This window comes from Burkholderia sp. HAN2018, assembly GCF_024704855.1.
Lineage (GTDB): Bacteria > Pseudomonadota > Gammaproteobacteria > Burkholderiales > Burkholderiaceae > Burkholderia > Burkholderia cepacia.
Map to the genome: position 1 here is coordinate 1 of NZ_QOBB01000371.1, position 4246 is coordinate 4246.

A 4246-nucleotide genomic window follows, 5' to 3' on the forward strand; every position below is an offset into this window, starting at 1 on the left:
CCGGCGCGGAAGCCGGGCCCGGCATGCTTGCCGCGCCGCCCGGCGTGCCCGACGGCGCGGTGGACGGCGCCGGCGACATGCCGCCCGTGGCGCTGGTGTCCGAGCTCGCACCGGTACCGGTGTCGCTCTTTTTCTGGCAACCCGCACCCGCCGCCAGGCCGGCGATCAGGATGCCGGCGAAGACGGCTCGCGATACGTGACGAAGGGAATATCGCTGCATGACACCTCCGCTGATGTCGGTGGATGGAACCCTTCGACGCGCAATCCCCGTGCCTCGCCATCGATCCCTCCCATTCATTTTTCAAATGACGCCCAGCCGAATATTTAATTTCCCATCACCGTGCCGGCCACCCATACTCGCCAACAAATCCGAGACATAACGTCCACGGCGGCCGGGCCGTCGCAGCGTATACGCGCTGCCGGTTTCGCGCCCCGCACATGGAAGGAGACAACGGCGTGCAACTGGAAGCCACCCACCGCCCGGGCATCGTGCCCGGCGCGGTCGACGCATCGCATCGAACCGATTCGGCCGCGCGCGACCCCGCGCTGAGCCCGCGGCTGCACAACCCCGACCTCGCGCCCACCAAGGCCGAGGGGCGGACGTGGGGCCGCTACAGCATCTTTGCGCTGTGGACCAACGACGTGCACAACATCGCGAACTACTCGTTCGCAATCGGGCTGTTCGCGCTCGGCCTGTCGGGCTGGCAGATGCTCGCGTCGCTCGCGATCGGCGCGGTGCTCGTGTACGGCTTCATGAACCTCACCGGCTACATGGGCCAGAAGACCGGCGTGCCGTTCCCGGTGATCAGCCGGATGAGCTTCGGCATCTACGGCGCGCTGCTGCCCGCGATGATCCGCGCGGTGATCGCGATCGCATGGTTCGGCATCCAGACCTATCTCGCGTCCGTCGTGCTGCGCGTGCTGCTCACCGCGATCTGGCCGGGCCTCGCCGCGTTCGACCAGGACGCGATCTTCGGGCTGTCGACGCTCGGCTGGGTCACGTTCGTCGCGATCTGGCTCGTGCAGATCGGCATCCTCACGTACGGGATGGAAATGGTCCGCAAGTACGAAGGGCTCGCCGGCCCGGTGATCCTCGTCACGACGCTGTCGCTCGCCGCGTGGATGTTCAGCCGCACGGGCGGCCATCTCGCGATGTCGATCGGCAAGCCGCTGACCGGCCTGAAGATGTGGACGGAGATCTTCGCGGGCGGCTCGCTGTGGCTTGCGATCTACGGCACGCTGGTGCTCAACTTCTGCGACTTCGCGCGCTCGTCGCCGAGCGCGAAGACGGTGCGGGTCGGCAACTTCTGGGGCTTGCCGGTCAACATCCTCGTGTTCGCGACGATCAGCTTCGTGCTCGCGGGCGCGCAGTTCAAGCTGAACGGCCACATCATCCACAGCCCGACGGAAATCATCGCGACGGTACCGAACAAGCTGTTCCTCGTGCTCGGCTGCCTCGCGTTCCTGATCGTCACGGTCGCCGTGAACATTATGGCGAACTTCGTCGCGCCGGCCTTCGTGCTGACGAGCCTTGCGCCGCATCGCCTGTCGTTCCGCCGCGCGGGCCTGATCAGCGCGACGGTCGCCGTGCTGATCCTGCCTTGGAACCTGTACAACAGCCCGATCGTGATCGTCTATTTCCTGTCCGGCCTCGGCGCGCTGCTCGGCCCGCTGTACGGGATCATCACGGTCGACTACTGGCTCGTGCGCAAGCAGCGCGTGAACGTGCCCGACCTCTATACCGAAGCGCCGACCGGCGCCTACTTCTACACGCGCGGCGTGAACCGCAAGGCACTTGCGGCGCTCCTGCCGTCCGCGCTGATCTCGATCACGCTCGCCGTCGTGCCGGCCTTCAGCGCGATGACGCCGTTCTCGTGGCTGCTCGGCGCGGCCATCGCGGGCAGCGTGTACTGGCTGCTGGCCGATCGCAAACGGCAATACGAGGAGCGCTCGGGCGAGCCCATCGCGGTCGCCTGCGCGCAACACTGAACACACGCATACGGAGTCAGCAATGAGGATCCTGGTAGTCAACGTCAACACGACCGAGTCGATCACCGACGCGATCGCCGCGCAGGCGCAGGCCGCCGCATCGCCGGGCACGGAGATCGTCGGGCTGACGCCGCGCTTCGGCGCGGAGTCGATCGAAGGCAACTTCGAGAGCTACCTCGCGGCGATCGCCGTGATGGATCGCGTGCTGAGCTACGACGAGCCGTACGACGCGGTGATCCAGGCCGGCTACGGCGAACACGGCCGCGAAGGCCTGCAGGAACTGCTGACGGTGCCCGTCGTCGACATCACCGAAGCGGCCGCGAGCGTCGCGATGCTGCTCGGCCATCGCTACTCGGTCGTCACGACGCTCGACCGCACGGTGCCGCTGATCGAGGATCGCCTGAAGCTCGCCGGGCTCGACGCGCGCTGCGCGTCGGTGCGCGCAAGCGGCCTCGCGGTGCTCGAACTCGAGGAAAACCCGGCGCGCGCGATCGAGTCGATCGTCGGCCAGGCGCAGCGCGCGGTGAAGGACGATCACGCGGAAGTGATCTGCCTCGGCTGCGGCGGGATGGCCGGCCTCGACCGGCAGATCGAGGAATGCACGGGCGTGCCGGTCGTCGACGGCGTATCGGCCGCGGTCGCGCTCGCCGAGTCGCTGGTGCGCCTGAAGCTGAAGACGTCGAAGGTCCGCACGTATGCACCGCCGCGCCCGAAGCGGATCGTCGGCTGGCCGGGCACCTTCGCACAATGACGCGCCGCCGGCCGGCTGCTGCGTCGCGCTCGGGCATCGTGTCGCCGGGAGACGTATCGGCATGCGGGACACGCTAGAACCGGACGCACTGCCCCGCGGCGCGTCCGACGCCGCAGGTGCGCTCGACGTGCTCGATGCGCGGCTGATGCGCATCCTGCTCGTGCTGCTCACCGAGCGCACCGTGTCGCGCGCGGCCGTGCGGCTGAACATGTCGCAGCCGGCGACGAGCGCCGCGCTCAAGCGCCTGCGCACGCTGCTCGGCGATCCGTTGCTGGTGCGCAGCCGCTACGGGATGGTGCCGACCGAGTTCGGCGCGCGGCTGATCGAACCGCTGCGCAACGCGCTGCGCGTGATCGACTTCATCCGTATCCAGCAGCCGACGTTCGACGCGCGCACGTCGGTGCGCACCTACCGGATCGGCTGCCCCGACTACCTGAACGTGCTGTTCGTGCCGAAGCTCGTCGCGCTGTTCCGCGAACGCGCGCCGAACGCGCAGCTCGTGTTCCATCCGCTCGGCGACGGCTTCGACGACGAGCGCGCGCTGGCCGACGGCGAACTCGACGTCGTGATCGACAATCGCCCGGCGCGCTCGTCGCGGTTCCGGCAGGACGACCTGTTCGACGATCGCGTCGTATGCCTGATGCGCGCGACGCATCCGCTCGCGCGGCACGGCGCGATGACGGCCGCCGATTTTGCCGACGCGCCGCAGCTGTGCCCGACACCGTCGTGGCTCGAGGCGTCCGGCGCGATCGACCGGCAGCTCGAACGCGTGGGCCTGCAGCGGCGGATCGTCGTCACGCTGCCCCACTTCGAACTTGCCGCGCATGCGCTCGTGCGCACCGACATGCTCCTGACCACCACGTACCGGCTCGCGCGGCATTATGCGAAGCTGCTGCCGCTCGCCGCCGTCGCGCTGCCGGTGGAGCCGCCGGACATCGTGTACCGGATGACGTGGAACGAATCGGGCGCGTGCGTGGACGGCGTGCGCTGGCTGCGCGGGCTGATCGCGGAAGCGACACGCGCGTGGCTCGACGCCGAGGCGATGCTGCCGGCGGTTGCCGCGGTTCCCGCCGGCGCAGCTGCGGACGCAGGGAACAGCGTGACGGCTGCGGGCGATACGGCCGATGCACCCGATACAGACGCTACAGCCGATACGCCCGAACCGGTTCGACGCACGCGCCGCAGGCAGGCGACGCATTGCCGTGCATCGCACCCGCCGCGCGTCGCCCATGCGGCACGCATCCACCGTCACGCGACGAAGTCGCATTGACCGGCGCGACCGACAGGCGCGACAACGCGCCGCTCCGTACGTCACACACTTTCACGCACCGTCACGCAGCATCGCGCATCGGTTGCGCAAGCAGCTTGCATGCAACGACGGCCACGACGAGCGCGAGCACGCCGCTCACCGTCAGCGCGTCGGCAAACCCGCTCGCGAACGCGACGGGCGCCGCCTTCGCGAGCGCGCCGGCGGCCGACGGCGGCACACGCTCGAGCGCCCGCGCC

General features: G+C 69.0%; 4 protein-coding genes. All 4 read left to right on the forward strand.

The window, feature by feature from the left end:
• Positions 1 to 200 (forward strand): hypothetical protein (locus tag DPV74_RS39425; RefSeq protein WP_119339156.1); only part of this gene is annotated, 200 nt, incomplete at its 5' end.
• Positions 201 to 438: 238 nt separating this feature from the next.
• Positions 439 to 1989, forward strand: a complete 1551-nt coding sequence (locus DPV74_RS39430; protein ID WP_119339157.1) for an NCS1 family nucleobase:cation symporter-1 — start codon at positions 439 to 441, stop codon at positions 1987 to 1989.
• Between the two features lie 22 nt (positions 1990 to 2011).
• On the forward strand, positions 2012 to 2740 hold the full coding sequence (locus tag DPV74_RS39435; RefSeq protein WP_119339158.1) for an aspartate/glutamate racemase family protein: 729 nt from the start codon (positions 2012 to 2014) through the stop codon (positions 2738 to 2740).
• 61 nt (positions 2741 to 2801) lie between these two features.
• Entirely contained in the window at positions 2802 to 4010 is a 1209-nt protein-coding gene (locus DPV74_RS39440; RefSeq protein WP_119339159.1) for a LysR family transcriptional regulator, read from the forward strand.
• Positions 4011 to 4246 lie beyond the last annotated feature (236 nt).

Coding starts and splice junctions, on each gene's coding strand:
- DPV74_RS39435 (WP_119339158.1), top strand. CDS start 2,012: ATGAGGATCCTGGTAGTCAACGTCAACACGACCGAGTCGATCACCGAC.
- DPV74_RS39440 (WP_119339159.1), top strand. CDS start 2,802: ATGCGGGACACGCTAGAACCGGACGCACTGCCCCGCGGCGCGTCCGAC.
- DPV74_RS39430 (WP_119339157.1), top strand. CDS start 439: ATGGAAGGAGACAACGGCGTGCAACTGGAAGCCACCCACCGCCCGGGC.